Source organism: Antarcticimicrobium luteum, from assembly GCF_004358185.1.
GTDB classification, from domain to species: Bacteria; Pseudomonadota; Alphaproteobacteria; order Rhodobacterales; family Rhodobacteraceae; genus Antarcticimicrobium; species Antarcticimicrobium luteum.
Map to the genome: position 1 here is coordinate 26,271 of NZ_SMUV01000058.1, position 25,309 is coordinate 51,579.

The 25,309-nt window shown below is 67.3% G+C and carries 28 protein-coding genes; 12 read left to right on the forward strand and 16 right to left on the reverse strand.

Annotated elements, in window-relative coordinates; all coding sequences use genetic code 11:
• Window positions 1-20: 20 nt before the first annotated feature.
• The 8 genes from E1832_RS23100 to E1832_RS07105 form a co-directional block, all read right to left on the reverse strand.
• Window positions 21-146: a hypothetical protein gene (locus tag E1832_RS23100; protein ID WP_280960203.1), complete on the reverse strand. Its 126-nt coding sequence runs from the start codon at window positions 144-146 to the stop codon at window positions 21-23.
• Window positions 147-171: 25 nt separating this feature from the next.
• Window positions 172-1,404 (reverse strand): formate dehydrogenase subunit gamma, encoded by a 1,233-nt coding sequence (locus tag E1832_RS07075; RefSeq protein ID WP_133359036.1) that lies wholly within the window; start codon window positions 1,402-1,404, stop codon window positions 172-174.
• A gap of 109 nt (window positions 1,405-1,513) precedes the next feature.
• Window positions 1,514-2,107, reverse strand: a complete 594-nt coding sequence (gene fdh3B, locus E1832_RS07080; protein ID WP_133359037.1) for a formate dehydrogenase FDH3 subunit beta — start codon at window positions 2,105-2,107, stop codon at window positions 1,514-1,516.
• A gap of 12 nt (window positions 2,108-2,119) precedes the next feature.
• Window positions 2,120-5,014 (reverse strand): formate dehydrogenase subunit alpha, encoded by a 2,895-nt coding sequence (locus tag E1832_RS07085; protein WP_133359038.1) that lies wholly within the window; start codon window positions 5,012-5,014, stop codon window positions 2,120-2,122.
• A gap of 81 nt (window positions 5,015-5,095) precedes the next feature.
• Window positions 5,096-5,293, reverse strand: a complete 198-nt coding sequence (locus E1832_RS07090; protein WP_133359039.1) for a ubiquinol-cytochrome c reductase iron-sulfur subunit N-terminal domain-containing protein — start codon at window positions 5,291-5,293, stop codon at window positions 5,096-5,098.
• Window positions 5,294-5,376: 83 nt separating this feature from the next.
• Window positions 5,377-5,988, reverse strand: coding sequence for a TorD/DmsD family molecular chaperone (locus E1832_RS07095; protein WP_133359040.1), 612 nt, complete (start codon window positions 5,986-5,988; stop codon window positions 5,377-5,379).
• A 19-nt stretch (window positions 5,989-6,007) separates the two neighbouring features.
• Complete coding sequence (locus E1832_RS07100; RefSeq protein WP_133359041.1) at window positions 6,008-6,652, reverse strand: DUF3306 domain-containing protein; 645 nt, start codon at window positions 6,650-6,652, stop codon at window positions 6,008-6,010.
• On the reverse strand, window positions 6,652-7,215 hold the full coding sequence (locus E1832_RS07105; RefSeq protein ID WP_133359042.1) for a DUF3305 domain-containing protein: 564 nt from the start codon (window positions 7,213-7,215) through the stop codon (window positions 6,652-6,654). Before E1832_RS07105 ends, E1832_RS07100 begins: the two co-directional genes overlap by 1 nt.
• A 343-nt stretch (window positions 7,216-7,558) precedes the next feature.
• Between E1832_RS07105 and E1832_RS07110 the strand changes: the two genes are divergently transcribed.
• Complete coding sequence (locus E1832_RS07110) at window positions 7,559-9,517, forward strand: 4Fe-4S binding protein (protein ID WP_133359043.1); 1,959 nt, start codon at window positions 7,559-7,561, stop codon at window positions 9,515-9,517.
• Here the strand turns inward: E1832_RS07110 and E1832_RS07115 are convergent.
• A complete protein-coding gene (locus tag E1832_RS07115; protein ID WP_133359044.1) occupies window positions 9,511-10,278 on the reverse strand; it encodes a c-type cytochrome in 768 nt (255 codons plus the stop codon). The genes E1832_RS07110 and E1832_RS07115 overlap by 7 nt on opposite strands.
• A 73-nt stretch (window positions 10,279-10,351) precedes the next feature.
• Between E1832_RS07115 and E1832_RS07120 the strand changes: the two genes are divergently transcribed.
• From E1832_RS07120 to E1832_RS07135, 4 genes are read left to right on the forward strand one after another with little or no spacing between them, the layout of a single operon-like run.
• Window positions 10,352-10,552 (forward strand): DUF6494 family protein, encoded by a 201-nt coding sequence (locus tag E1832_RS07120; protein ID WP_133359045.1) that lies wholly within the window; start codon window positions 10,352-10,354, stop codon window positions 10,550-10,552.
• Complete coding sequence (locus tag E1832_RS07125; protein WP_133359046.1) at window positions 10,549-11,616, forward strand: Mrp/NBP35 family ATP-binding protein; 1,068 nt, start codon at window positions 10,549-10,551, stop codon at window positions 11,614-11,616. Before E1832_RS07120 ends, E1832_RS07125 begins: the two co-directional genes overlap by 4 nt.
• On the forward strand, window positions 11,613-12,347 hold the full coding sequence (locus E1832_RS07130; RefSeq protein ID WP_133359047.1) for a biotin/lipoate--protein ligase family protein: 735 nt from the start codon (window positions 11,613-11,615) through the stop codon (window positions 12,345-12,347). Before E1832_RS07125 ends, E1832_RS07130 begins: the two co-directional genes overlap by 4 nt.
• Window positions 12,348-12,351: 4 nt before the next feature.
• Window positions 12,352-12,831: a DUF6505 family protein gene (locus tag E1832_RS07135; RefSeq protein ID WP_133359048.1), complete on the forward strand. Its 480-nt coding sequence runs from the start codon at window positions 12,352-12,354 to the stop codon at window positions 12,829-12,831.
• A 66-nt stretch (window positions 12,832-12,897) separates the two neighbouring features.
• On the opposite strand, the gene E1832_RS07140 is transcribed toward E1832_RS07135, so the two are convergent.
• The 4 genes from E1832_RS07140 to E1832_RS07155 form a co-directional block, all read right to left on the reverse strand.
• Window positions 12,898-13,701, reverse strand: a complete 804-nt coding sequence (locus E1832_RS07140; protein ID WP_133359049.1) for an ABC transporter substrate-binding protein — start codon at window positions 13,699-13,701, stop codon at window positions 12,898-12,900.
• Window positions 13,698-14,408 (reverse strand): ATP-binding cassette domain-containing protein, encoded by a 711-nt coding sequence (locus E1832_RS07145; RefSeq protein ID WP_133359050.1) that lies wholly within the window; start codon window positions 14,406-14,408, stop codon window positions 13,698-13,700. The genes E1832_RS07140 and E1832_RS07145 overlap by 4 nt, the downstream gene beginning before the upstream one ends.
• Complete coding sequence (locus tag E1832_RS07150; protein WP_133359051.1) at window positions 14,402-15,106, reverse strand: ABC transporter permease; 705 nt, start codon at window positions 15,104-15,106, stop codon at window positions 14,402-14,404. The genes E1832_RS07145 and E1832_RS07150 overlap by 7 nt, the downstream gene beginning before the upstream one ends.
• A gap of 114 nt (window positions 15,107-15,220) precedes the next feature.
• Complete coding sequence (locus E1832_RS07155; protein WP_133359052.1) at window positions 15,221-15,733, reverse strand: DUF2478 domain-containing protein; 513 nt, start codon at window positions 15,731-15,733, stop codon at window positions 15,221-15,223.
• Between the two features lie 86 nt (window positions 15,734-15,819).
• Between E1832_RS07155 and E1832_RS07160 the strand changes: the two genes are divergently transcribed.
• Genes E1832_RS07160 through E1832_RS07175 form a run of 4 tightly spaced genes read left to right on the forward strand, consistent with a single transcriptional unit; the run spans window position 15,820 to window position 19,923 of the window.
• Window positions 15,820-16,704: a formate dehydrogenase accessory sulfurtransferase FdhD gene (locus tag E1832_RS07160; protein WP_133359053.1), complete on the forward strand. Its 885-nt coding sequence runs from the start codon at window positions 15,820-15,822 to the stop codon at window positions 16,702-16,704.
• Window positions 16,701-17,312: a molybdenum cofactor guanylyltransferase MobA gene (gene mobA, locus E1832_RS07165; RefSeq protein ID WP_133359054.1), complete on the forward strand. Its 612-nt coding sequence runs from the start codon at window positions 16,701-16,703 to the stop codon at window positions 17,310-17,312. Before E1832_RS07160 ends, mobA begins: the two co-directional genes overlap by 4 nt.
• Window positions 17,309-17,803, forward strand: coding sequence for a molybdopterin-guanine dinucleotide biosynthesis protein B (gene mobB / locus E1832_RS07170; protein WP_133359055.1), 495 nt, complete (start codon window positions 17,309-17,311; stop codon window positions 17,801-17,803). The genes mobA and mobB overlap by 4 nt, the downstream gene beginning before the upstream one ends.
• Window positions 17,800-19,923: a molybdopterin-binding protein gene (locus E1832_RS07175; protein ID WP_133359056.1), complete on the forward strand. Its 2,124-nt coding sequence runs from the start codon at window positions 17,800-17,802 to the stop codon at window positions 19,921-19,923. Before mobB ends, E1832_RS07175 begins: the two co-directional genes overlap by 4 nt.
• 4 nt (window positions 19,924-19,927) lie before the next feature.
• Here the strand turns inward: E1832_RS07175 and E1832_RS07180 are convergent, their stop codons facing one another.
• Entirely contained in the window at window positions 19,928-20,155 is a 228-nt protein-coding gene (locus E1832_RS07180; RefSeq protein ID WP_133359057.1) for a sulfurtransferase TusA family protein, read from the reverse strand.
• Window positions 20,156-20,317: 162 nt separating this feature from the next.
• Window positions 20,318-22,258, reverse strand: a complete 1,941-nt coding sequence (locus E1832_RS07185; RefSeq protein WP_133359058.1) for a PhoX family protein — start codon at window positions 22,256-22,258, stop codon at window positions 20,318-20,320.
• A gap of 300 nt (window positions 22,259-22,558) precedes the next feature.
• On the opposite strand from E1832_RS07185, the gene E1832_RS07190 reads away from it, so the two are divergent.
• From E1832_RS07190 to E1832_RS07200, 3 genes are read left to right on the forward strand one after another with little or no spacing between them, the layout of a single operon-like run.
• Complete coding sequence (locus E1832_RS07190; RefSeq protein ID WP_133359059.1) at window positions 22,559-22,957, forward strand: flagellar biosynthesis regulator FlaF; 399 nt, start codon at window positions 22,559-22,561, stop codon at window positions 22,955-22,957.
• A 3-nt stretch (window positions 22,958-22,960) separates the two neighbouring features.
• Entirely contained in the window at window positions 22,961-23,383 is a 423-nt protein-coding gene (locus tag E1832_RS07195) for a flagellar biosynthesis repressor FlbT (RefSeq protein WP_133359060.1), read from the forward strand.
• Window positions 23,384-23,397: 14 nt separating this feature from the next.
• A complete protein-coding gene (locus tag E1832_RS07200) occupies window positions 23,398-24,228 on the forward strand; it encodes a DUF1217 domain-containing protein (RefSeq protein WP_133359061.1) in 831 nt (276 codons plus the stop codon).
• Between the two features lie 12 nt (window positions 24,229-24,240).
• Here the strand turns inward: E1832_RS07200 and E1832_RS07205 are convergent, their stop codons facing one another.
• Complete coding sequence (locus tag E1832_RS07205) at window positions 24,241-25,263, reverse strand: flagellar motor switch protein FliG (protein ID WP_133359062.1); 1,023 nt, start codon at window positions 25,261-25,263, stop codon at window positions 24,241-24,243.
• Window positions 25,264-25,309: the final 46 nt, after the last annotated feature.

Below are 25,309 nucleotides of genomic sequence, written 5' to 3' on the forward strand. Positions count from 1 at the left end.
GCCTTTTGCTACGGGTCGGGTCAATCCAGCCGAACCGAGGGTCCGGAGGTTGCCTCCTGTACGGAAAAACCCGCCCGATGCAGCCCGAAATCGGCCAGCACCGCCAGGGCCACAATCGCCAGGAACGCCAGATACATGCTCTTCATCGTTGTCTTCCCCTGACTGGAAGTCTCATTCGGCCGGGTGTCCGGCCGGATCGTGGGCGGGCTTGCCGGTCACATCCTCATACCACAGGCCATGGTGTTCCTTGGCCCATTGTTCGTCGACCTCGCCCGAGCCCATGGCGTCGAACGCGCCCTCCATGCCGACGGTCCCCAGATAGATATGCGCCAGAATGATGGCGATGAAAAGAAAGGCGACAATGGCATGCCAGAGCTGCGCCAGCTGCATCTCCTGATGCGGCAGCAGCGTCGTGGGCAGATCGCCCAGTCCGACCAGCTGCGGCAGGCCGAGCGCGTTCAGCTTTTCGAAGGTGGCGGCGAACAGCGGCATCTGGAACGGGAACAGCAGCGACAGCCCCGACACCGAGATCGACACGCCCAGCACCAGCACCCCCCAGAAGATGATCTTCTGGCCGGCGTTGAATTTCTTTGCCGGCGGGTGGACATTTTTCGAGAACAGCCCGCCGCCCAGCGCCAGCCATTTCAGGTCATGCCGGTTGGGAATGTTGTGCGCCAGCCAGAACACGGTGACCAGCACCAGCCCCAGCATGAACGCCCAGGAGACGTTGTTGTGAACCCATTTGCCGGCGATGGCATAGGGCGCATAGGCCTGCTTGCCGAGCAGCGGAATGATCGCCATGCGCCCGAACAGCATGGTCAGCCCGGTGATCCCCAACAGCACAAAGGACCCGGCCAGAAGCCAATGTGCGAACCGTTCGATCGCGGAAAACCGCAGAATGGTGATGCCCGCCTTTTCGCCGTCGATGCGGATGCGACCGCGCAGCAGGTAAAACAGCAGCAACGCCCCCAACACCCCCAGCAGCAGATAGCCGCCATAGGTTGCCAGCGGCCCCTCGCGGAAGGTCAGCCATGTCATGCCGCTGTCCTGGATGATCACCGCGGCGGCCGGGCCGTGCGAGGAGACCGTCACATCGGCCGTGCCGTAACGCAGCGCGCGCCACAGCTCGGGGTCCGAAACGCCGCCCAGTGTGCCAAGCTGGCCGGTCATCGGCGCCGCCCCGGCCGGATCGCCCGTCGCGGCGCGGCGGAAGTCGTAATCCACCGCCTCGCCGCGCTGGCGGGCCAGGATGTCCTCGAGCGTCTGCGCCCCGCCGGTCGCGGTGCGCGGATCGACCGGCGCGGCCTCCTGCGCCAGGACCGCGGTGCCCTGCATCAGCACCAGTATCAGCACCGGCGTCAGCGCCGCGATAAAGCTCAACAGTCTCTGCGTGATGATCGCCATAGCCGATTTTCCCGTGCGGTCAGCGCATTGGCCCGCAGCGCGAACGCCACGGGCACAGGTCAGTTACCGTGCGGCCGTCTCATTGCGGCCGCACGCATGAAAGGCGGACTCAGTTCGCCTTTTGCTCGTAGGCGGTGCCCCAGCCCCAGGCGCCGGACCCGAAGCCGCGGGCCACGACACGCTCGCGGTAGATCGCCGAGACAATGTCGCCGTCGCCGGCCAGCAGCGCCTTGGTCGAGCACATCTCGGCGCAGAGCGGCAGCTTGCCCTCGGCGATCCGGTTGCGGCCGTATTTGGCGAACTCGGCGCTGGAGTTGTCCGCTTCCGGGCCGCCGGCACAGAAGGTGCATTTGTCCATCTTGCCGCGGGATCCGAAATTTCCCGCCTGCGGATACTGCGGCGCGCCGAACGGGCAGGCGTAGAAGCAATAGCCGCAGCCGATGCACAGATCCTTGGAATGCAGAACGATCCCGTCTTCGGTCTGGTAAAAACAATCCACCGGGCAGACGGCCATGCAGGGCGCATCCGAACAATGCATGCAGGCGACCGAGATCGACCGTTCGCCGGGGGTGCCGTCACCGATGGTGACGACCCGGCGGCGATTGATGCCCCACGGAACCTCATGTTCGTTCTTGCAGGCGGTGACGCAGGCGTTGCACTCGATGCAGCGCTCGGCGTCGCAGAGGAATTTCACTCGTGCCATTGTGTCGACTCCTTATGCTGCGCTGATCTTGCAGAGAGTGGCCTTGGTCTCCTGCATCTGGGTGACCGAGTCGTAACCGTAAGTTTGCGCGGTATTCGACGATTCACCCAGGACATAGGGGTCGGCCCCCTCGGGGTACTTGTCCCTCAGATCCTTGCCCTGGAAATGTCCGCCGAAGTGGAAGGGCATGAAGGCAACGCCCGGCCCCACCCGCTCGGTGACCATCGCCATCACCTTGACCTTGCCGCCCTCGGGGCCCTCGACCCAGACCTGCGCGCCGTCGCGCACGCCCAGATTGTTGGCGTCGCGCGGGTTGATCTCGACGAACATGTCCTGCTGAAGCTCGGCCAGCCAGGGGTTCGAGCGGGTCTCTTCGCCACCGCCCTCGTATTCCACCAGACGCCCCGAGGTCAGGATGATCGGGTAGGCCTCGCTGAAGTCCTGCTTCTGGATCGAGGCATAGAGCGTCGGCAGACGATAGAACTTGCGGTCCTCATAGGTCGGGTAATCCGCCACCAGGTCGCGCCGGTTGGTATAGAGCGGTTCGCGGTGCAGCGGCACCGGGTCCGGGAAGGTCCACACGACCGCCCGCGCCTTGGCATTGCCGAAGGGCGCGCATTCATGCTTGATCGCCACCCGCTGGATGCCGCCGGACAGGTCGGTCTTCCAGTTGGTCTTGGGCCCGGCCACCGCATCGATGGCGGCGCGCTCCTCATCCGTCAGGTCGCCGTCCCACCCGAGATCCATCAGCATCTGCATGGTGAACTCGGGGTAGCCGTCCTGGATATCCGATCCCTGGCTGTAGACGCCCTCGGCGAGCAGGTTGTCGCCATCGCGCTCCACCCCGAACCGGGCGCGGAAGGTCAGGCCGCCCTTCGAGACCGGCTTGGACATGTCGTAAAGGTTCGGCGTGCCCGGATGGCCCATTTCCGCAGTCCCCCAGCAGGGCCAGGGCAGACCGTAGTAGTCGCCATCGGCAGGGCCGCCAATGGCCTGCAGCGTGGTCCTGTCAAAGGTGTGCTGGTTGGCCATGTGCAGCTTCAGCCGTTCCGGCGACTGGCCGGTATAGCCGATCGTCCACATGCCGGTGTTGATCTCGCGCAGCACGCTTTCGACATTCGGCGTTTCGGCGTCCTCCATCTCGATATTGCGGAAGAGCCGGTCGGCGAAGCCGAACTTGTTGGCGAACTTGGCGATGATCACGTGATCGGGCAGCGATTCGAACAACGGGGCGACCACCTGCTCGCGCCATTGGAACGACCGGTTCGAGGCGGTGACCGATCCGCGGGTCTCGAACTGGGTCGCGGCCGGCAGCAGATAGACGCCGTCGGTGCGGTCATGCAGCACGGCGGAAACCGTCGGATAGGGGTCGACCACCACCAGCATGTCCAGCTTTTCCATGGCCGTCTTCATTTCGGTCATGCGGGTCTGCGAGTTGGGCGCATGGCCCCACAGAACCATGGCGCGGACGTTGTCGGGCTGGTCGATATTCTCCTTGTCTTCCAGCACGCCGTCGATCCAGCGCGATACCGGGATGCCGGTGCGGTTCATCAGGTTGGTGTCTTTGCCCTCGGAGTCCTTCTCGGTATGGAACTGGCCCTTGAGCCAATCCAGATCCTCGCCCCAGACGCGCGCCCAATGGGCCCAGGAGCCGGCCGCCAGACCGTAGTAGCCCGGCAGGGTGTGGCTGAGAACGCCCAGGTCGGTCGCGCCCTGCACGTTGTCATGGCCGCGGAAGATGTTGGTGCCGCCGCCCGATGTGCCCATGTTGCCCAACGCAAGCTGCAGGATGCAGTAGGCGCGGGTGTTGTTGTTGCCGTTGGTGTGCTGGGTGCCGCCCATGCACCAGATGACGGTGCCCGGACGGTTGTTGGCCAGGGTGCGCGCCACGCGCTCCAGCTGGCTGCCGGGCACGCCGGTGACCCGCTCGGTCTCTTCCGGCGTCCACTTCTTCACCTCGTCGCGGATCTGATCCATGCCCCAGACGCGGGTGCGGATGAATTCCCTGTCCTCCCAGCCGTTCTCGAAGATGTGCCACAGCAGCCCCCAGATCAGCGCCACATCGGTGCCGGGACGGAAGCGCACGTATTCGTCAGCATGGGCCGCGGTGCGGGTGAACCGGGGATCGCAGACGATCAGCGGCGCGTTGTTCTCTTCCTTGGCCTTCAGCAGGTGCAGCAGCGAGACCGGGTGCGCCTCGGCCGGGTTGCCGCCGATCACGAAGATCGCCTGCGACTTGTGGATGTCGTTGTAGCTGTTGGTCATGGCGCCGTAGCCCCATGTGTTCGCCACGCCCGCCACCGTCGTCGAATGGCAGATCCGCGCCTGGTGGTCGACGTTGTTGGTGCCCCAGTAGGCGGCGAACTTGCGGAACAGGTAGGCCTGTTCGTTGCTATGCTTGGCCGAGCCCAGCCAATAGACGCTGTCCGGACCGCTTTCGTCGCGGATCGACATCATCTTGTCGCCGATCTCGTCGATCGCCTGCTCCCAGGAGATCCGCTTCCACTCGCCCCCCTCTTTCTTCATCGGGTACTTCAGCCGGCGTTCGCCATGCGCATGTTCGCGCACCGAGGCGCCCTTGGCGCAGTGGCTGCCCAGGTTGAACGGGCTGTCATAGCCGGGCTCCTGCCCGACCCAGACGCCGTTATCCACCTCGGCCACCACGGTGCAGCCGACCGAACAGTGGGTGCAGATGGATTTCACCGTGTCCACGGCGCGGGTGACGGCCGCCTGCGCCTCGGCGCGGGTGACGGTGCCACCGGTCACGCCCAGCGCGGTCAGCCCCCCGATCGCAAGGCCCGACCCGCGCAGGAAGGCGCGGCGATCAACGGACTTTTCGGCAACTGTGGCCAGAAGCGGCGTCCGATGCGCACTGCGCGCAACCCCGCTTGTCTTTTTCCTGAGCATCATACTCTCCCTTGCTTGCTCGGTGCCGGGCACCGCAGCGCTTGCTTGGTCACGCCCCCGTTGCAGGGGGCGCGGCTGGCCTCAGAACCGGGCCGTCTCGTAATAGGCGCGGGTATGCGCGGTGTCCTGCAGGCCGCTTTTCGCGGTCTGGCTCTCGGTCGCCGCGGCAACCTCGCCGCCGCCCGCCGCCACGGCCACGACAGCCGCCGGCGCAGTGGTGGCCGCGAGCTTGAGGAAATCGCGGCGGTTCTTCTTTTCGCTGTTGGATGTCTCAGCCATCTTGGTCTTCCTTCTTCATTGTCCGGCAGGCCCGCCCTGCCCGCGCCCCCCCGGCCCCACGGGGGCCCGGGAGCGAATTGCTGTCACGCTCCGGCCATCCGAAAGGCCTCGCGCTCGATCTCCATGAACAGCCGGCCGATGGTGCCCACCGGCGCATAGAGGACCGAGGTCTTGGCGCCCTCGAGATCGGAAAAGAAATGCCCCGCCCAGGGGCTGATATGCCGGCTGAAGAACGCGCGCTGCTGCGCCAGCGTCGCCGGCGCGCCGAAGCGGCCTTCGATCAGCCCGGCCATCATCTCCATCAGGCTGGCGATGTTGTCCTCGGGCTCATAGACGTTCGCGGCCCGCTCGATCGCGCGCGCGGCCATGTCGGCGCGCAAGGCGGCCAACGGCTTTTCGTTCAGAAACCCGGTCATGTAATAGCTGGCATAGGGCACCAGCTCGCCCCGACCGATGCCGATGAAAAGATCGGTGAACTCTCGTTCGGCGCCCCGCTCGGTGGTCTTGCCGGCCAGGTTGGACAGGGTGCCGATCGCCTGCCCCAGCGGCGAGCTGTCGCCGGTCAGCCGCGCGGTCTGCTCCAGCAACCCGCGCGGCGGCGGTCCGGCCAGCAGCGCGGACAGGAAATCGTAGAGATCCGCGCGCAGCTTGTCCTCCCGGGGGATCGTCAGTTCGGTCTGGGCGGCCTGGGTCATCTGGGTCGGTCTCCTTGGATCAGCTCTCGAAGGCAAAGCGCATGTGGCGGCGGGTCAGGGGCGCCGGCTCCGGCTCCTCCTCCATCTCTTCCACCGGCGGCAAAGCCTGTGCATCGGTTTCGCGCAGGCGCGGCGCGGAGGGGTCGGCGGCGGCCAGGGCGGGTGCGTCCCCCCCGGCTTGCTCCGGCCCGGCCTCTTCGGATGCGGCGGCGTCGGCGGCATCGCCGGCCTCTTCCTCCGTGTCCGAGACCAGCGTGCGGACATGCTGATACATGCCGCGGCCCACCTGATAGGCGGTGCGCATATCCGGAATCACGGTCGCCGCGTCGGTAAAGTCGTCGCTGTAGTCGGTCAGCCCGTCGAGATTGGCCAGAATCGGGTTCGAGGTCCACAACCGGCGCAGCGCGCGGCGGCGCAGCCGCTCGGGCACGGTCTTTTGCATGAAGGCGGCGAAATCGTCCCCCGGCTTCAGCCCGTCGGGATCTGGCAGGCCCAGCTCCTCCAGCAGATCCTCATCGGTCTTTTCCGCCGCAGCGCGGGCGCGCTCCTGCTCGTCGCGGGCGGCCTCGGCAGCGCGCTGCGCCGCCGCCTCGGCCTCTGCCTCGGCCCGGACCGCAGCCCGGCGGCGCGACCAGAAATCGCCGGTTTCCCGCGCCACCGCCATCACGCGTCCCCTCCGAAGGTGCCGCGCGGCGCGCGGTAGACATCGCTGAGCTGACGGACCCGCGGATCGCCCTTGCCGTCCTCGACCAGATCGATCCGCTTGCGGTCGCGCTTGCGTTTGACAAAGGCCTCCTCGACGTGGTGCTCGGCCACGAAATCGCGCACCCAGCCGATCAGGCCCAGCGGCATTGGAACCAGTTCCACCAGCCCCTCGCCGCTTTCGGCATAGCCCTGGCCCTCATAGGCCGAAACGGTCACCAGCTCGGGCCGCCAGGGCATCTGCGCCTCCGGGTCGGTTTCATCCCCCAGCACCACGTAGAGGCCGGGCGTCTTTGCCGAAAGCGCCACCAGATAGGCCTCGGTATCCGAGGAATAGAGCGTCAGGGTCAAAGTCGCGGCGTGATATTCCGCCGCCTCGCCCTCGCGGCGCAGCTCGCGCCAGTCGGCGGGCCCGGCCCCCGGCAGGACGGCGACCACTTTCCACGACCATTTTTGCCACCGGGTCACCCCCGGTGTTTTCCGGACAACAATGCCCAGAGGCAAAGACTCGCAGATAACCGTCATTCGTCCTGTTGCCTCCCCCTCTGGCGCGCAGCGATGCGTCGTTGAGAACAAGATTGACGCCAGCCGGTCGCGCCAGCCAACAGGATTTTTTCCGAATCGCCGCATTTTTCACCAGGCGGCCCGATGACTGGACAATTTGTCCACTTAGGCGATTGATGCAGATTGCCGCATAGACGAATTGTCCCGAGCGTCGATACCCCTTTATTTTTGTCAGGAAACTTTCCGGCAATTTTCGGCGAATCACCCCATTTCCGCTTTACGGCTCGTCCCCTTTCGTGCCTAGCATCGCGCCGCATCAGCGCTGCACCATCAAAGCCAAGTCACCGCGCCGGGGGAGGAGCACATGACTAAGCAACTGATTTTGTGTGATTGTCTGGGAAGCCAGACACTCGACCGTGAGGCCCTGAGCCGGGCCACGGGTCTTCCCTGCTCCCGCGTTCATACCGCCCTTTGCACCCGCGAGATCGACAGCGCCGCCGAGGCGATCGCCGCCGGCGAGGCGATCGTCGCCTGCGCGCAGGAGGCGCCGCGCTTCGAGGAACTGGCGGTCGAGCTGGGGACCGCGGCGCCATTATGCGTTGACATTCGTGACCGCGCAGGCTGGGGCGAGGGCGGCGAATCTCTGGCCAAAATGTCCGCGCTGATCGCCGAGGCCCGGCTCGATGCCCCGCCCGCCAAGACGGTCGATGTGACCTCGGACGGGCTGTGCCTGATCCTGGGGCGCGCCGATGTCGCGCTGCCCGCGGCCGAGCGGCTGGCCGACACACTGGCGGTGACCGTGCTGCTGCTCGATGGCGCCGACGACCTGCCGCTGTCGCGCCGCTATGAGGTGATCACCGGCGATCTGAAGCGTGCGCAGGGCAGTTTCGGCAATTTCACCCTGCGGCTGGACCGGCTGCGGATGCTGGAGCCGGGCGGGCGCGGCGACTTTGTCCTGTCCCCGCCGCGCAACGGGGCCGAGACCGGCTGCGACCTGATCCTGGATCTGTCCGGCAATACGCCGCTGTTCCCCGCCCCGCACAAGCGCGACGGCTATCTGCGCGCCGATCCGGGCAGCGCCAGCGCCGTCGCCGAGGCGGTGTTCGAGGCCGCGCAGATGCTGGGAACCTTTGAAAAGACCCTGTACCTGACGCTGGAGGAGCATCTTTGCGCCCATTCCCGCGCCGGTCAGGTGGGCTGCACGCGCTGCCTCGACATCTGCCCCACCGGCGCGATCTCGCCCGAGGGCGAGCATGTGACGGTCGATGCGATGATCTGCGCCGGTTGCGGCGCCTGTTCCTCGCTTTGCCCCTCGGGGGCGATCAAATATGACGCGCCGCCCGCTGCGCATCTGGTCACCCGTGTCCGCACCCTGGCCGAAGCCTACCGCGCCGCCGGCGGCGCGGCGCCGCGCCTGCTGGTGCACGACGAGGATCACGGCACCGGGATGATCGCCCTTTCGGCCCGTTTCGGGCGCGGGATGCCTGCCGATGTAATCCCGCTGGCGGTGCCGGCGCTGGCCGGCTTCGGCCATGCCGAGATGCTGGCGGCGCTCGCCTCGGGGTTTGCCGGGGTGACCATCCTGCCCGGCCCCCGCACCGAGCGCGACCCGATCGGCCGCGAAATCGCCCTGGCCACCGCGATGGGTGGCGCGGGCCGCGTCGCGCTGCTCGACGTGGACACGCCCGACGCGATGAGCGATGCGCTCTATGCCGAAACCGCCCAGGCGACCGATGTCTCGCCCGTGCTGCTGATGGGCGACCGCCGGCAGGTGGCACGGCTCGCTGCCAAGGCGCAGATGCCCGGGCAGGACAGCCCGGTTCCGCTGCCCGACGGCGCGCCCTATGGGGCGGTGCTGGTGGACACCGACACATGCACGCTGTGCCTGTCCTGCGTCTCGCTCTGCCCCTCGGGCGCGCTGATCGACAACCCCGACCTGCCGCAGCTGCGGTTCCAGGAGGACGCCTGCCTGCAATGCGGGATCTGCGCCACTGTCTGCCCGGAAACCGCGATCACGCTGGAGCCGCGCTTTGATCCCGGCGACGGGGCGATGGCGCAGAAGGTGCTGAACGAGGAAGAGCCGTTCTGCTGCATCGAGTGCGGCGCCGCCTTCGGAGTGAAATCGACGGTCGAGAAGATCGTGGAGAAGCTCGCCGGCAAGCACAGCATGTTCACCGGCACCGACGCGGCCCGGCTGATCCAGATGTGCGACGATTGCCGCATCAGGGCGCAGTATCACAGCGCCGACAATCCGCTGGGCTCACGCGACCGCCCCCGGGTGCGCACCACCGAGGATTATTTCGGCCAGCGCCGGGATCACTGATGCTCGATCTGCGCCCCCAGATCCGCCGGCGCGACCGACGCGGCATAGGCCAGCAGCGCCTCGGCCTCGTCCGGCGTCAGCGCGACCGGGAGGATCGCGGGCGGGCTGGCCGGATCGAAGGGCGGGCTGATGCCCTCGACCCGCAGAAAGGCGGGATGCGGATTGCGTACAAAGAAGGCCTCGAAACGGACGCTCCAGTCGGGCAGCGCCCGCAGCGCCGGAAACGACGGGGTGGAGCCGATGCCGCTGGAGCTGTCGCGGTCATGGGTGCGGTGACAGCGTGCGCAGTGCCGTTCCGCCACCGCCCGGCCCAGCGCCACGTTGCCCTCGATGACCCGGGCAGCGGTGGCCTCTACTTTCGGAGCGCGACCAAAGGGCGCGCCCTGCGGCGGGCGGTAGGCCGCGACGGTGCGCTGGCCCACATCGGAGCGCAGCCAGTCGGAAAACCGCCGCGCGGCGTCGTTTGCGCCGGTCAGCCGCAAGACATAGACGGTGCCGTCCCGCACCATGACCGGCACACCGCCCGCGGCCTCGGCGCTCAGAACCGCGTCGGCCGCCCCGCCCGCCAGTTCGGCGCGGCGCCCGGTCTTCAGCGCGAACCGCGGCAGCAGGTAGGCCATCACACCGCTCTCGGCCACCTCTGGCGGCACCGAAAGGCGGAAGTGGCGCGCCTCCTCGGCCTTGGCCCCGGCGGTCACACCGACCCCGGCGCCAAGGGCGGTCAGGACGAAAAAAAGGATCAGGCCCGGTGTTGCGGTCACGCCTCGCATCCCGCCATGCTAGGGGCGGCGGCGCCGGGCGGTCAATCACCAGCAGCAATCACCGGAGAGACCCATGGATGACAATTTCAATATGTCGATGCGCAAATTCCTCAAACAGGTGGGGGTCACCTCGCAGCAGGCCATCGAAGCGGCCATGCGCGACGCCGGGGCCGAGGCCGCCGGCAAGACCCACAAGATCCGCATGGTCCTGACCATCGAGGGCCTGGACATGGAACATGTGGTCGAGGGCACGATCCAGGGGCCCGACGCATGAGCGCAACCCGCGAAACCGTTCTGGACGCCCTGCGCGAAATCACCGACCCGGTGGGCGGCAAGGACATCGTGACCGCAGGCATGGTGCGGGCGCTGACGGTCGAGGGCGGCGCCGTGCGCTTTGTGCTGGAGATCGACCCGGCGCGGGCCGCCCGGATGGAGCCCGTCCGCGCCGAGGCCGAGGCCCGGGTCAAGGCGTTGCCGGGGGTTGAGACCGTTTCGGCCGTCATGACCGCCCATGCCGGCGCGCCGAAGCCGCCGGATCTGAAGGTCGGCGGCCACCCCAAGCCCGGCGGGCCGGAGCAGGTGCCCGGCGTCGACCGGATCATCGCCATCGCCTCGGGCAAGGGCGGCGTCGGCAAATCCACCGTTTCGGCCAACCTGGCCTGTGCACTGGCCGCCGAGGGCCGCAAGGTGGGGCTGCTGGACGCCGATGTCTACGGCCCGTCGCAGCCGCGCATGCTGGGGGTCTCGGGCCGGCCCGCCTCGCCCGACGGCAAGACGATCCTGCCGCTGCGCAACCACGGGGTGACGCTGATGTCGCTGGGCCTGCTGACGCAGGAGGACGAGGCGGTGGTCTGGCGCGGGCCGATGCTGATGGGAGCGTTGCAGCAGATGCTGTTCCAGGTGCAGTGGGGCAAGCTCGACGTGCTGATCGTCGATCTGCCGCCGGGCACCGGCGACGTGCAGATGACGCTGGCGCAAAAGACCCATCTGGACGGCGCGATCATCGTGTCGACCCCGCAGGACGTGGCGCTGCTGGATGCGCGCAAGGGGATCGACATGTTCAACAAGCTCAAGACCCCGATCCTCGGGCTGATCGAGAACATGAGCGTGCATGTCTGCTCCAACTGCGGCCATGCCGAACATATCTTCGGTCATGGCGGCGTGGCGACCGAGGCGGAAAAAATGGGCGTGCCGCTGCTCGCCGAACTGCCGCTGGACATCGACATCCGCACCGCCGCCGACGGCGGCGCGCCGATCGTGGTGTCGCGCCCCGACTCGCCGCCGGCGCAGGCCTTTCGCGCGCTGGCCCGCAGGCTGGTTTCCGAGGGGCGGGCATGACCATCCTGGTGCCGCAGTTCCCGCCCCTGATGAAGGGGCTGGCGGCCGGGCCGGCCAACCCCATGACCATCGCCTGCACCGAGGCCGCGCGCGGCACCGACGCGGGGCTGCTGCCCTGGTCGCTGACCGAGGAGCGGCTGCGCGCAGCGCTGGTCCTGGCCCCGGAAGAGCCGCTGCACAGCGCCATGGCCGCCTTTTGCGCCTGCGGCGTCGGGCTGCAGAACGCCATCGGCGCGCTGGCCCCTCCCGAAACCGCCGTGCATCTGGAATGGACCGGTGGCATCCGCCTGAATGGTGGGCATTGCGGCGGGCTTCACGTCGCCGCCAGCAGCCGTGATCCCGCCTCGATGCCGGACTGGATCGTGATCGGGCTGGAACTGACGCTGAGCCTGCCCGATTCCGACCAGCTGGAACCGGGGCAGACGCCGGAATGGACGGCGCTGGCGCATGAGGGATGCGGCGACATCGACCCGCTGGCCCTGCTGGAAAGCTGGGCGCGCCACAGCCTGGTCTGGCTGCATGAGCTGGACAGCGCCAGCGGCCGCGCCAACCTCTACCGCGAATGGAAGGGGCTGGTCTGGAAACTGGGCGAGACAGTCACCGTGCCGCTGCCCGACGCGCGACCCCAGGGCATCTTTCTGGGCGTGGACGAGGATTTCGGCATGGTCCTGAAGCCCGAGACCGGCGATACCTGCCTGATCCCGCTGACCACCCTTCTGGAAGAGGTTTGAGCCCATGCTGATGGCCCGCGCCATTCATTTCGACGAAAGCGACCGCAACGTGTTCCACCTGCCCGCCCGTACCGGGGAATGGGCGATCAGCGGCGGGTTCGAGTTTTCCAACTGGTCCGAGGCCGACCTTCAGGGCAAGGCGCGGCAGGCCTTTGCCAACGGGTGGCTGGGCGTCGAGACCTTCGGCCGGGTGACCTTTGTCGCCGTCACCCGGATCGAGCAGGCCGAGATGGAGGCACTGGCCGATCAGCTGGCGCGGCATTTCGTCGAGGTCTACGGAGCGCCCTCGATCGAGGCCGCCCTGCCGGTGGCGCAGGAAGAGCTGACCCATATGGCCGATCTTTGCGCCGAGCATGACCCCAACACGGTGCTGACCGTCCGGCGCGAGCTGACCGGGGCCGGGGTGCGCGAGGAGTACCGCTTTATCGAGGCCTCCGAAGCCGGGCTGGACCAGTTTGCCATCCACGGATCGCTCGACGACTGATATCCGAAAATTGAAAAGGGCGCCCGCCGGGATCCGGCGCGCGCCCCTTGACGGAAAGATCCCGGATCACTCGGCCTTGGCGTTAAAGGTGAACAGCTTTTCGCCGTTCAGCGTGTAGCCGTCGATCAGCTCCCGCGCGCGGTCGCTGACCAGCCAGGCCTCGAGCGCGTTGGCCTGCTCGATTTTCGCATGGGAATGTTTCTCGGGGTTCACCGGCATGTAGGCGTATTGATTGAACAGGATCGGGTCGCCCTCGTAGACCAGTTTCAGATCGCCCTTGTTGGCGAATTTCAGCCAGCTCGCGCGATCCGACATGATATAGGCGTTCATGCCGGACGCGGTGTTCAGCGCCGCGCCCATGCCCTGACCGACAGCGCGGTACCAGTCGCCCTGCGGCTCGATCCCGGCCGCCTTCCACAGGCGCAGCTCCATCTTGTGGGTGCCGCTGTTGTCGCCGCGGCTGACAAAGGGGGCCTGCGCCCCGGCGATGGCGGACAGCGCCTCGGTCGCCTGTGCCGCCGAACCGGCCGCGGCGGGATCGTCCGAGGGGCCGACGAGGATGAAATCGTTATACATGATCTCGCGGCGGTGGGTTCCGTTGCCCTCGGCGAGCCAGGCCAGCTCGGCCGCCTTGGCATGGACCAGAACGGCGTCGACGTCGCCCTGCGCGCCGAGCTTGAGCGCCTGACCGGTGCCGACGATGAGCAGTTGCACGTTGATGCCGGTGTCCTTCTTGATCTCGGGCAGCAGCACGTCGGCAAGGCCGGAATTGGCGAAGGAGGTCGTCACCGACATCTTCATGTCCTCGGCCTGGGCGGCGACGGCGAGTACCGCGGCAAAAGCCGCGGAAAGAATGGTCCTGAACGTCATATCACGATGTCTCCCTGTAGATATGCTTTGGCTTGCTGGCTTTGCGGCGCGTCGAAAAAGGCCGCGCTGGGGGCCTGTTCGACGAGATGCCCGTGATGCATAAACACCACGTCGTCGGCCAGACGCCTGGCCTGCCCGATATCGTGGGTCGACATCACGATCCGCGTGCCACGGGCGCGGAAATGGTCGAGTATCTCTTCGATCTCGCGGGTCGAGCGGCCGTCGAGATTGGCCGAGGGTTCATCCAGGAACAGCAGCGCCGGATCCATGATCAGCGCGCGGGCGAGGGCCATCTTCTGCTTCTCGCCGCCCGACAGGGTGCTCACGTCCTTTCTGAGGCTGACCCGCAGGCCGACGTTTTCGGCGCACTCCGCCGCCCGCTCGCGCGCGGCGCCCCGCCGCACCCCCCGCAGCCGCAGCGGATAGGCGATGCTGTCCAGCACCGAGCGGCGCATCAGGATCGGGGTCTGGAACACAAAGGCCTGTCTTTCGCGCAGGGCCCGGGCGTCCTCGTCCCAGTGGATTTGCCCGGACGAGACCCGCTCCAGCCCGTGCAGCGCGCGCAGCAGCGTGGTCTTGCCGGCGCCGTTCGGACCCATCGCCATGGTGATGCCCTCGCCGCCCAGACGCAGCGAGATCGGCCCGACGATGACCCGCCCGCCGCGGCGCAGCTCGACCCTGTCCAGCGCGACCATCGCATTCACCATCTCGACCCCCTCTCGGTGCGCGACAGGATGTGCAGCGCCAGATTGACCGCGATGGCCAGCCCGATCAGCACAAAGCCCAGCGCCAGCGCCATGTCGAACTCGCCCTTTCCCGTCTCCAGCGCGATGGCGGTGGTCAGCACGCGGGTGGCGTGGTCGATATTGCCGCCGACGATCATGATCGCCCCCACCTCACCGATGCCGCGGCCGAAACCGGCAAGCGAGGCGGTCATCAGCGCCCGCCGTCCGTCCCAGAGCAGCGTTGCGATGCGTTGGTGGCGGCGCGCCTCGAGCGAGATCAGCAGATCGTGGTAATCGGCCCAAAGCTCGCGGATGGCCTGATGCGCCACCGAGGCGATGATCGGCGTGATGATGATGACCTGCGCGATCACCATGGCCGTCGGCGTGAACAGCAGCCCCAGCACCCCCAGCGGCCCGGAGCGGGAAAACAGGACATAAACAATGAGGCCGACCACCACCGGCGGCAGTCCCATCAGCGCGTTCAGCAGCGCGATCACCGTGCGGCGGGCCGGGAAGCGGTTGATCGCCAGCCAGGCCCCCAGCGGCAGCCCTATGGCCGAGCCGATCACCGCCGCGCCGAGGCTGACCTGCAACGACAGCAGAGTGATCTCCACAAGGTCGGCATTCAGCGTCACCACCAATTTGGCCGCGCGCGCCAATCCCTGAAGAATATCATTCATTACAAAGTGTTCCGTCGTTCCCCACGGCAGATTACATGTGCCGCGGCGCATCGAAACGGACAAATTGAGGGTTCGGCGCAAAGCGTGGGGACAATTTGTCCAGCCCGGGGCGGATCAGCCGGCGGTCAGGGTTCGCTGCGCCATGCACCAGTCGAAAACCACCTGCGCGTCGCCGGGAAGCGCCTCGGCCAGATCCTCGGCAAAGGCGAGGAATTGTTCCACGTTGCCGCGGTTGACCGCGGTCAGAACCGGGATGCCCATGGCCAGCGCCTCGCCGATCAGGGGACGGAACCCGCGGCCGTCGATCTCCTGCTTGCCGTATTTGTTGACGATCAGCAGGTCCGGCCCCTCGGCCAGCGCCTGGGCCACCAGCCCCACCGCGCGTTCCAGCCCGTCGGGGTCCAGCCGGCAGCCGCGCGACAAGGCGCCGAGGTTCTGACTGATCCGCACCACCGCGTCCCGTGACAGGACGTGCAGATCCATCTCGCATTTCCGGTCGGGGTCGGTATCTTTGTTGACCTGCACGGCGCCTGCCAGTTGCACGCCCTCGGCGCGCAGCCGGTCGGCCACCTCGCGGATCACCAGATCCGCGGCCCCCTGCCCGTCCGCCACCACGTAGCCCAGCATCGCGCGCCCCTTGCAACTCGTCAGTCCGGCATACAAGATGCCCGCCGAGCAGGAAAGAGACCCCGCCCCGAAAAGGAGCCGCCCCCGTGACGTTGCCCGTGACGCTGCCCGACCTTCCCCTTCTGCCCGATCCGTCCGACCCCAGGCTGACGCGGCGGATCGCCGGCACCGATCACACCGGCGCCGCGGCCGAAATCTCGGTGGTCGAGGAGCGTCCGCTGACCATCTACCTGAACCGGCAGGAGATCGTCACCGCCATGACGATCGGCGATCATCCCGAATACCTGGCGCTGGGATTCCTGCGCAATCAGGGCATGCTGCGGCCCGATGACGAGGTGACCGGCGTCGATTACGACGACGAGATCGAGACCGTGGTGGTGCGCACCACGCGGCAGACCTCCTATGAGGAAAAGGTGCAGAAGAAGACCCGCACCAGCGGCTGCGCGGTCGGCACCGTCTTCGGCGATATGATGGAGGGGCTGGAGGGGCTGACCCTGCCGCAGGCGGAGGTGCGCACGAGCTGGCTCTACGCCCTGGCGAAGGAGATCAACACCACCCCCTCCCTCTATCTCGAAGCGGGGGCGATCCATGGCACCGTGCTCTGCCAGCAGGACCGGCCGCTGGTCTATATGGAGGATGTCGGCCGCCACAACGCGGTAGACAAGATCGCGGGCTTCATGTTCCGCCATGGCGTCGGCGCGCAGGACAAGATCCTTTACACCACCGGGCGGCTGACCTCTGAGATGGTGATCAAGACCGCGCTGATGGGCATCCCGGTGCTTGCCTCGCGCTCGGGCTTCACCGCCTGGGGGGTGGAGATCGCCCGCCAGGTCGGCCTGACCCTGATCGGCCGGATGCGTGGGCAACGGTTCGTCTGCCTGTCGGGCGAGGAGCGGTTGGCGCGCGACGTCGACCCCGGGCAGGTGCCGGAGGAGCCCGCGAAACACCGGCGCAAAGGGGCGGAGGCATGAGCGATGTTCCCGGCGTCATCCTGGCCGGCGGCAAGGCCACCAGAATGGGCGGCGGCGACAAGGGGCTGCGCGCGGTCGGCGGCCGGCGCCTGATCGACCATGTGATCGCGCGGCTTTCCCCGCAATGCGCGGCCCTTGCGATCAACGCAAACGGCCCGCCCGGGCGGTTCGCCGAGTTTGCCCTGCCGGTGCTGCCCGACAGCCTGCCCGATCATCCCGGCCCGCTGGCGGGGGTTCTGGCCGGGCTCGACTGGGCCGCCGCCGAAGGGTTTGACGCCATCGTCACCGCCGCCGCCGACACGCCGTTTTTCCCCCGCGACCTTGTTGCCCGTCTGCGCGCGGCGGCGGGCCCCGAGGGGCTGGCGCTGGCCGGCTCGCGCGACGAGGCCGGCAAGCTCTGGCGTCAACCGACCTTCGGCCTCTGGCCGGTGGCCCTGCGCGAGGATTTGCGCGCCGCGCTGGCGGGCGGGCTGCGCAAGATCGTGCTGTGGACCGATGCGCATCAGGCCGGGCTGGCCGAGTTTCCCGCGCATCCCTTCGATCCGTTCTTCAACGTCAACAGCCCCGAGGACATCACCGAGGCCGAGCGCCTGCTGGAGGCATTGTGAGGATCTACGGCGTCACCGGCTGGAAGAACGCGGGCAAGACCGGGCTGATGGAACGGCTGGTCGCCGAGATCACCGGGCGCGGGATCACCGTTTCCACCGTGAAGCACGCCCATCACAGCACCGATGTGGACCAACCCGGCCGCGACAGCCACCGCCACCGCGAGGCCGGCGCGCACGAGGTGATGCTGGCCTCGCCCAACCGCTGGGCGCTGATGCATGAGCTGCGCGGCGCCAAGGAACCGCCGCTGGAGGAATTGCTGGCGCGGCTCTCGCCGGTCGATCTGGTGTTGGTCGAGGGTTTCAAGCGAGACACTCACCCGAAGATCGAGGCGCACCGGGCGGAGACCGGCAAACCCATGCTGGCCGCTGACACCCCCACCGTCCGCGCGGTCGCTGCCGACCGCCCGCAGCCGGGCTGCGCCCTGCCCGTCTTCGATCTCGACGACACCGGGGCGATCGCCGATTTCATTCTGCGGGAGGTCGGGCTGTGAGCTTCGACACCGTTGTCGTCACCGACTGGTCGGGCGCGTCCACGCCCTCGCCGGCGCGGCCGTCAAAGGATTCGATCTGGATCGGCGTCGCCCGTGGCGGCGGGATTGAGGCCAGCTATCAACGCACCCGCGATGCGGCGACCGAGGCCCTGTGCGCCCTGTTCGAGGCCGAGATTGCCGCCGGGCGGAGGGTGCTGGCCGGGTTCGATTTTCCCTTTGCCTATCCGCGCGGTTTCGCCGGTGCGCTGACGGGCACCGGCGATCCGCTCGCGCTCTGGGCCGAGATCGCGGCGCGGATCAAGGACGGCGCCGACAACGCCAACAACCGGCTCGATGCGGCGGCGGAGATCAATCGCCGCTTTGCCGGCAACGGCCCGTTCTGGGGCAACACCCTTGGCCGCGATATCCCCGATCTGCCGCGCACCAAGGCGGATTATGCCAACCCCTTTGCCGAGAGGCGCGGTTGCGACGGTGCGCCGGGGGCACAGCCGGTGTGGAAACTGGCGGGCGCGGGCTCGGTCGGATCGCAGGCGCTGCTGGGCATTGCCCGGCTTCAGGCCCTGCGTGCGCGGTTCGGCGCGGCGCTGTCGGTACGGCCGTTTGAGACGCGCGAAACCCCTGTCACGCTGGTCGAGGTCTTTCCCTCGCTGATCGCGAAAACCGTCGCCGATCTGGCCGAACCGGAGGAGATCCGCGACCGCGCACAGGTCCGCGTGCTGGCCGGTGCGCTGCGGGCGCTGGAGCCCGCGCATCTCGATGCGATGACGCGCGAGGGCGACCCGGAGGAGGGCTGGATCCTCGGGCTGGGCCATGAGGCCGTCCTTGAGGCCGCCGCGCGCGCGGCGGCCGCGCCGGCGCTCACCCCGCCACGCCTGCGCAACGACTGTTTCGCCATGCCGCAAGGGGTCAGCTGGGTGCCGGTGGACGAGGCGCTTGAAAAACTGCGCGCGGCGCTGCACCCGGTGACCGGGGACCAGACCCTGCCCACCGAGCTGGCCGAGGGGCGTATCCTCTCCGCCGGGTGCATCGCGCGCCGCTCGAACCCGCCGCGCCCGAATTCCGCCGTCGATGGCTATGGTTTTGCCCATGCCGCCACCGGCGCGGGTCCGCAGCGCCTGCCGCTGGTCAAGGGCCGCGCCGCCGCCGGCCAGCCCTATGAGGACAAGGTACCGAAGGGCGCCGCGATCCGCATCCTGACCGGCGCGATCCTGCCCGAGGGCGTGGATACCGTGGTGCTGGAGGAGGACACCGCGACCGATGGCGTGGCGGTGGTCTTCGACGGCCCGGTGAAGCCCGGCGCCAACACCCGCAAGGCGGGCGAGGACGTCACCGAGGGCGCCCAGGCGCTGCCGGCCGGCCATCGGTTGCGCGCGCCCGACCTGGCGCTTCTGTCGGCGCTGGGGATCGGCGCGGTCGAGGTGTTCCGCCCGCTGCGGGTGGGTGTGATGTCCACCGGGGACGAGATCGTGCCCGGCGCCGCCCTGCCCGCCGCGCCGCATCAGATCTGGGATGCCAACCGCCCCATGCTGCTGGCGCTGGCGCGTGGCTGGGGCTGCGAGGCGGTGGATCTGGGCCATGTGCGGGACGACCCGGCGCAGATAGAGGAGCGCCTGAACGAGGGGGCCGCGAAAGCGGACGTGATCCTGACCTCGGGCGGCGCCTCGGCGGGGGACGAGGACCATGTCTCATCCCTGCTGCGCCGCAAGGGTTCCCTGTCGAGCTGGCGCATCGCGGTGAAACCCGGCCGCCCGCTGGCGCTTGCCATGTGGCAGGGGACGCCGGTTTTCGGCCTGCCCGGCAACCCGGTCGCGGCGCTGGTCTGCGCGCTGGTCTTCGCCCGGCCCGCGCTGTCGCTGATGGCCGGCGCCGGCTGGCAGCGCCCGCAGGGCTTCACCGTGCCGGCGGCGTTTTCCAAGACCAAGAAACCGGGGCGGCGGGAGTTCCTGCGCGCCCGTCTGACCGACGAGGGCGCCGCCGAGGTGTTCAGATCCGAGGGTTCCGGCCGGATCAGCGGGCTGAGCTGGGCGACCGGGCTGGTGGAGCTGCCCGACGGCGCGCTGGAGGTCACGCCCGGCACGCCGGTGCGGTTCATCCCCTACGCCTCATTCGGGCTGGTCTGACGGGTCAGCGGCGCTCGATCAGATAGATCTGCGCCTCGCCCTCCTGCCCGCTGCCCAGCAGCAGGTTGCCGGATTCATTGCAGTAATGCGGCACGTCCACCACCGCCGCAGGGTCGGTGGCGACCAGGCGCAGAACCTGGCCCTGCGCCATTCCCTTGAGCCGCTTGCGCGCCTTGAGCACCGGCAGCGGGCACAACAGGCCGCTTGCGTCGAGTTCCTGATCCCATGTCATGCGCCCAGAGATATTCCGCGCGCCCGGATCTGTCCATCCGCCAGAGGCGGCACCGGGCCGAAAACGCGGCCCGGGCAGGCGACCCGGGCACGCGGCGACGGGCAGGCGGCGACGGGAGAGGGGCGCCACAGGGGCGTGCCCTTTTTGCTCCTGTCCGGTTTGTCAGCCGACCAGGCCGTTGTCCCGCCGCCTGATCGCGATCAGCGACGAGCGCGGCAGCCCCGATCCGTCGGGCCAGCTTCCGCCCGGGTGCTGGATGCCCACGAACATCGTGCGGCGGTCGCCGGACCAGGTCAGTCCGGTCACTTCGCACCCCTTCGGCCCGGTAAGAAAGCGCACGATCTCGCCACTCACCGGATCGCCCGCCAGCATCTGGTTGTTGCCCATCCCGGCAAAATCGCCCGCGTTGCTGTCCTTGCCGTCGGTCTGGATCCAGACCATGCCGCTGCTGTCCAGCGCCATGCCGTCGGGCGAGTTGAAGAGGTTGCCCGCGTTGATGTTGGCCGAGCCGGCATAGGAATCTTGATACACGGTCGGGTTGCCGGCCATCACGTAAAGATCCCAATCGAACCGCTCGGCGGCGTGATCGCCGCCCCGGGGCCGCCAGCGCACGATCTGGCCATAGCGGTTGGTCTCGCGCGGGTTGGGGCCGTTGACCGGGGTCGCGTCGCCGCCGGCGTTCGGTTTGACGCCGCGGTTCTTGTTGTTGGTCAGGCTGCAATAGACCTCGCCCGCGAAAGGATTGATCGAGACCCATTCGGGACGGTCCATGGTGGTGGCCCCCACCGCCGAGGCGGCGATGCGGGTGTGGATGCAGATCCCGGGCAGGTCCATCCCGGTGGTCCCGGGCGTCAGCGGCAGCCATTCGCCGGTCTGGTCGTCGTTGAACCGCGCGGCATAGAGCGTACCGTCGTCCAGCAGCCCCCCGGTCGGGGCACCCGGCGCATAGATGCCGTTGGAGACGAATTTATACAGGAATTCGCCCCGCTCATCGTCGCCCATATAGACCACCACGCGGCCGTCGGCGGCCAGGGTCACCTCGGCATTCTCGTGTTTGAACCGACCCAGGCCGGTATGCTTGACCGGTATGGCGTTGGGATCGGCCGGGTCGATCTCGACCACCCATCCAAAGCGGTTCGGCTCGTTCGGGGTGGTCGAGACATCGAACCGCGCGTCCCACTTGTAGTAGTCATAGCCCCAATCCTCGGGGCCGATGCCGTAGCGCGCCTGTTCCGGCGTCGGTCGGGCCGGTTCGGCGGCTACCGCGGCGGTGCCTTCGGCCGGTTTCTCTGCCGCCGGTTCTGCCGGGACGGTCATGCCGAAATAACTGTTGAAATTCTCTTCGCAGGTCAGATAGGTGCCCCAGGGCGTCCTGCCCGACCCGCAGTTGTTGATCGTGCCCAGCACCAGCGTGCCGGTCGGATCGGCCTCGGTCCGCAGCAGCGGATGACCGGCGGCGGGTCCAACCACCCGGATCGGCGTGTTGTGGTGGATGCGGCGGTTGAACGGGCTGTCCTTGACCACGGCCCAGCCGGTAAGCCCCTGAGCGATTTCCATCACCGTCACGCCCTGCAGGTTCTGCAGCTTGCGCACGTCACCGGCGTCGGCCGGGGTGCCGCCCTGCGCCGCGGGCAGGTTGACCTTGCGGTTGGCGAATTCGTGGTTGACCGCAATCAGCTGATGACCGCGGTAGCTGAAACTCTCCATGCCGTCGGTATTCTCGCCGAACACGCGGTCGGACTTGGCGACCGGGCCGCCATCGGTCACGTCATAGAGATCGGCGTCCGAGAACAGCGGATCGCCCCAGCGCGCCACCACCTGCCAGCTATAGCCCTCGGGCACATGAACGGTGCCGTCGGTCCGGGCCGGGATCGGCGTGAAGGGAAAGCGCGCGCCGCCGGCCAGCGCCGGGGCCGGGGCGGCGCTGATCAGGCCGGCACCCATCGCGGCGGCGCCCGAGCCGAAGGTCAGCACCCCGCCAAGAAAGCCGCGGCGCGAAATCGCGCGCTCGACCACGCGGTCGAAATCGTTTTCCGCCGGGCGCGGAAAGGTCAGCTCATCCCACTCATCGGCGGACAACTCGGTCTTGTCGAAATCGCTCATTGCGTGCTCCCTGACTGCGGGCTTTGAAATGTCCGGCGCCATACCAGACTGCACCGGGGGCCTATCCGGGCAAGTTGACCCTTTCGTGACGATGACGCCTGGCCGGTCCGGGCGCATCATGACCCCGGGACCAGCTTGGGGGCCACCTCGGGGCCAGAGCCGGGGACAGACAGGTAAAGACGCAACACTTTCAACATTTTCGTCCATCTCCCGGCAAAGATATAAGAGTTATTTGCGATTTCATCAGATTTGAGTACGGTGACGACGAGGCAGACAAAAAAATAATCTGGAAGATCCGGAATGAGCATAGCCGCATATAAGCGGACGATCTCGGAGACAGAGTCGCCGCGGCAAATCGAGCGTCGCGTTCTTTCCCGCGCCACGTCGGAGCTGGAACGGCTTGGACCCGAATACGACGCCGCTGAACGGGGACTGGACAGGCTGACGTTTCTGGCCAACGGACTGCGCGATGCCCTGTGGCAGAACCAGAAAGTCTGGCTGGCATTCCAGCATGACCTTGCGCAGGAGGGGAACACCCTTGCGCCGGACCTGAGGGCCGGGCTGCTGTCGCTTTCGCACTGGGTCGACACCCATACGCGCGGTGTTCTTCTGGGTCAGAACAAGGTGCGCCCGCTGATCGAAATCAACCAAACGATCATTCGCGCGCTGGATGGGAACACGCTGCAAGCGATGGAGTAGCCGGTGGCGCTGCGACTGACACTGAAACCGAATGAAAAGATCGTGATCAACGGCTGTGTGATCCGAAACGCGGACCGGCGCCAGACGCTGACCATCGAGAATTACGCCGACGTGGTGCGTGGCGTCGACCTGCTGGACGATGGGGATGCCGCCACGCCGGTGAAAAAGGTCTATTTCTTCATCCAGTCGGCCCTGCTGCGCCCCGAGATCCGCGACGATCTGAGACCGGTGATCCAGAAAAGCCTGGCCGAACTGGTGCCGATCTTCAACGAGCAGATCGCCGGGCACATCTTCGAGGCGGCCAATCACGTGTCGGCGGCCAATTATTACAAGGCGATGCGCTCGCTGCGCGAGGTGATGCGCTACGAGGACGAGCTCTTGACGCTGTTGCGCGCGCGCAATGACACCGTCGAAGCCGCGGAATAGGGCGGGGACGGATCATGGTACTGAGCATCTCCGGTCTCAACAGCCAGCTGGCGCTGAAACTGATCGACAGCACGCGGGAGCGTCAGCTGGAAAGCCTGCAGAGCGAACCGCAGCACGCCCGCGCCGCCGAACGGTTCCGCGAGCGGATCGCCTCGATCACCTCGCCAAAGGAATTGATCGAGGATTATGAAGTCTACAGCTTTGTGATGCGGGCCTTTGACCTGGAGGATCAGATCTTTGGCAAGGGGATGATCCGCAAGGTTCTGGAGAGCGATCCGACCGATGATGCCTCGCTGGTCAACCGGCTGACGGATTCACGATTTGGCGAATTGCACGCCGCGCTGGGTTTCACCACCGGCGCCGGCGCGCAGGTTCCCGATTTCAGCAGCGCCGCATGGCAGGATGAGGTCGTCGGGCGATATTTCGATCAGGTCTATGAAAACGGCTATGCCGACCAGAATGAAATCGTCGGCGGGGTTCTGGAATTTCGCCAGCAGGCCGGCGACATCAACTCCTGGTACGACGTACTCAAAAACAAAACCCTGACCGAGTTCTTTCAGACCGCCCTGAACCTGCCTTCGGCAATGTCCGGCCTTGAGGTGGACAAACAGGCTGAAATCCTGGCCGAGCGGTTCGACATCGGGAAACTGGCCGATCCGGACGAGCGGGAAAAACTGATCGGCCGTTACGTGGCCATTTCCGAGGCGCTCAACCCGCAGGGGTTTTCAGCCACCAGCGCGGCACTGAGCGTCCTGCAAAGCTCCTCGTCGCTGAGTTCCGGCATCATCGAGGTGACCTGGGATATCGCGCCGGTGTCCTTCTCCGGCTACTCGCTGTATCGCTGAACCGCCGCCGGTCTATTCGATCATGTCCTCGTCGTCGCCGCTGGGCAGCTCGATCTCGCCCTGCGAGGCGAGCCGCAGCGCCGCCTCGACCAGCTCGGACTGGGCCTGTTTCACATCGCGCGACCGCACCGGCCCCATCGCGCGCATCTCGTCCTCCAGCATGTCGCGGGACCGTGCCGGCAGCGAAGCCAGGAAATGGTCGCGCAGGTCCCGCTCAGCGCCGCGCAGCGCCAGCGGCAGGGTCTTGCCCGTCACCTCGCGCATGACCTTGGACAGCGGCGCGGCCTTCAACTCGATCAGATCGCTGAACACGAACATCTTCTGCTTGAGCATCCGGAACTTGTCCGGGATCTTTTTCTCCAGCTCGCGCGACAGCCCCTCGAAGACCTTGCTGTCCAGCTTGTTGAACACGTTGACCAGTTGTTTTTCCGCCTCGGCCTCGGCATTCCGCCCGGCCTTGGCCAGAACCTCGCGGCGCAGGCTTTCCTCGATGCTGCGCAGCGCATCGGCGGGCAGCTCTTCGATCGCCACCATGCGTTCGACCAGGTCCACCGCCCGCTCCTGCCCCAAAAGCGGTAACACCTTGGCGGCGGCATCGGCGCGAATGCGCGACAGGATCACCGCGACAGTCTGATTGTGCTCCTTGCGCAGCACGTCGGCCAGAACCTTTTCGTCCAGCTGCGACAGGTCGCCCCAAAGATCTCCGGTCGAGCTGCCCTCGATTTCTTCCAGGATCTCGGCCACCCGGTCTTCGGGCAGAAACCCCTTGAGCAGACCCCGCGCCGCCTCGACCGACCCGGTAATGCCGCCATAGCTGGACATCTTCTCGCCGAACTCGCGCATCACCTCCTCGACCACCTCGGCCTGCACCTCGCCCATGGCCGAAATCGCCCGGGTGATCTTGCGGATCTCGGGAACATCGAGTTGCTGCATGAGCTGGCCGCCGCGCACTTCGCCCAGGCACAGGAACAGGATCGCCGATTTCTCGGGTCCGCTCAGGCGGGTCTGTTTGCGAAGGGGCGAAAACTGGTTCATGGGCGTTGATCCGAACCCGGCACTGTTGCGATGTCTGGTCATGTAC

Excerpts from the sequence above, each read along its gene's own strand:
- E1832_RS07150 (WP_133359051.1), bottom strand. The coding sequence starts at position 15,106 with ATGAATGATATTCTTCAGGGATTGGCGCGCGCGGCCAAATTGGTGGTG.
- mobA (WP_133359054.1), top strand. The coding sequence starts at position 16,701 with ATGAGCGATGTTCCCGGCGTCATCCTGGCCGGCGGCAAGGCCACCAGA.
- E1832_RS07190 (WP_133359059.1), top strand. The coding sequence starts at position 22,559 with ATGAGCATAGCCGCATATAAGCGGACGATCTCGGAGACAGAGTCGCCG.
- E1832_RS07205 (WP_133359062.1), bottom strand. The coding sequence starts at position 25,263 with ATGAACCAGTTTTCGCCCCTTCGCAAACAGACCCGCCTGAGCGGACCC.
- E1832_RS07145 (WP_133359050.1), bottom strand. The coding sequence starts at position 14,408 with ATGGTGAATGCGATGGTCGCGCTGGACAGGGTCGAGCTGCGCCGCGGC.
- E1832_RS07140 (WP_133359049.1), bottom strand. The coding sequence starts at position 13,701 with ATGACGTTCAGGACCATTCTTTCCGCGGCTTTTGCCGCGGTACTCGCC.
- E1832_RS23100 (WP_280960203.1), bottom strand. The coding sequence starts at position 146 with ATGAAGAGCATGTATCTGGCGTTCCTGGCGATTGTGGCCCTGGCGGTG.
- E1832_RS07185 (WP_133359058.1), bottom strand. The coding sequence starts at position 22,258 with ATGAGCGATTTCGACAAGACCGAGTTGTCCGCCGATGAGTGGGATGAG.
- E1832_RS07155 (WP_133359052.1), bottom strand. The coding sequence starts at position 15,733 with ATGCTGGGCTACGTGGTGGCGGACGGGCAGGGGGCCGCGGATCTGGTG.
- E1832_RS07085 (WP_133359038.1), bottom strand. The coding sequence starts at position 5,014 with ATGCTCAGGAAAAAGACAAGCGGGGTTGCGCGCAGTGCGCATCGGACG.
- E1832_RS07110 (WP_133359043.1), top strand. The coding sequence starts at position 7,559 with ATGACTAAGCAACTGATTTTGTGTGATTGTCTGGGAAGCCAGACACTC.
- E1832_RS07095 (WP_133359040.1), bottom strand. The coding sequence starts at position 5,988 with ATGACCCAGGCCGCCCAGACCGAACTGACGATCCCCCGGGAGGACAAG.
- E1832_RS07200 (WP_133359061.1), top strand. The coding sequence starts at position 23,398 with ATGGTACTGAGCATCTCCGGTCTCAACAGCCAGCTGGCGCTGAAACTG.
- E1832_RS07130 (WP_133359047.1), top strand. The coding sequence starts at position 11,613 with ATGACCATCCTGGTGCCGCAGTTCCCGCCCCTGATGAAGGGGCTGGCG.
- E1832_RS07105 (WP_133359042.1), bottom strand. The coding sequence starts at position 7,215 with ATGACGGTTATCTGCGAGTCTTTGCCTCTGGGCATTGTTGTCCGGAAA.
- E1832_RS07075 (WP_133359036.1), bottom strand. The coding sequence starts at position 1,404 with ATGGCGATCATCACGCAGAGACTGTTGAGCTTTATCGCGGCGCTGACG.
- E1832_RS07135 (WP_133359048.1), top strand. The coding sequence starts at position 12,352 with ATGCTGATGGCCCGCGCCATTCATTTCGACGAAAGCGACCGCAACGTG.
- E1832_RS07100 (WP_133359041.1), bottom strand. The coding sequence starts at position 6,652 with ATGGCGGTGGCGCGGGAAACCGGCGATTTCTGGTCGCGCCGCCGGGCT.
- E1832_RS07125 (WP_133359046.1), top strand. The coding sequence starts at position 10,549 with ATGAGCGCAACCCGCGAAACCGTTCTGGACGCCCTGCGCGAAATCACC.
- E1832_RS07120 (WP_133359045.1), top strand. The coding sequence starts at position 10,352 with ATGGATGACAATTTCAATATGTCGATGCGCAAATTCCTCAAACAGGTG.
- E1832_RS07090 (WP_133359039.1), bottom strand. The coding sequence starts at position 5,293 with ATGGCTGAGACATCCAACAGCGAAAAGAAGAACCGCCGCGATTTCCTC.
- fdh3B (WP_133359037.1), bottom strand. The coding sequence starts at position 2,107 with ATGGCACGAGTGAAATTCCTCTGCGACGCCGAGCGCTGCATCGAGTGC.
- E1832_RS07180 (WP_133359057.1), bottom strand. The coding sequence starts at position 20,155 with ATGACATGGGATCAGGAACTCGACGCAAGCGGCCTGTTGTGCCCGCTG.